Genomic DNA, 555 nt, shown 5'->3' on the forward strand with positions numbered 1-555 from the left:
ATTTCATTTTTTTCTTTACTTTTATGAATAAATCTTTTATCAATTCATACACCAATAACATTAGAATTATTTTCATTTAATAATTTAATAAAACTTGCTTTACTAGTTTCATTAATAATTGCTATTTTTGATAAAAAAATAGAAGTAAAATTAATTTTAGTTTTTTCTAATAATTCTTGTATTTCTTTTTCTTCTAAATTTTGTTGAAAAATATTATCTTTATCAAAATCTAAAAGTAAATTAGTAATTTCTTCTTTTGATAAATCTTTTTTAATATTTTCTTTAAACATAAAATATAATCCTTTCTTTAATTTAAGTCTTATTTAAAAGAAGTCTTAAAAAGAGAAAAATTCTTTTCTCTTTCTTTTTGAAAAAGAGGGGGTGTGGGGGAGAAAAAACTTTTTCTTTCTCTTTTCTTTAAAAGAACACACTAAAAATTACTATTAGTTATATCTGCACTATAGCCTTTAATAATCTTTATTTAGTTATGTAATAATTAATTACTTTAATAAAGTACAGATTTATCAAAATAATTAATTATAATTGTTTAACAAT

The 555-nt window shown here is 18.0% G+C and carries 1 protein-coding gene; it reads right to left on the reverse strand.

Annotated features, from left to right (window positions below):
- Window positions 1-290: hypothetical protein (locus M0D11_RS06440; protein ID WP_252321160.1), on the reverse strand; the 290-nt coding region annotated here is incomplete at its 3' end.
- Window positions 291-555: the final 265 nt, after the last annotated feature.

The sequence above is a fragment of the Spiroplasma endosymbiont of Lariophagus distinguendus genome, from assembly GCF_023846195.1.
Taxonomy (GTDB): domain Bacteria; phylum Bacillota_I; class Bacilli_A; order Mycoplasmatales; family VBWQ01; genus Spiroplasma_E.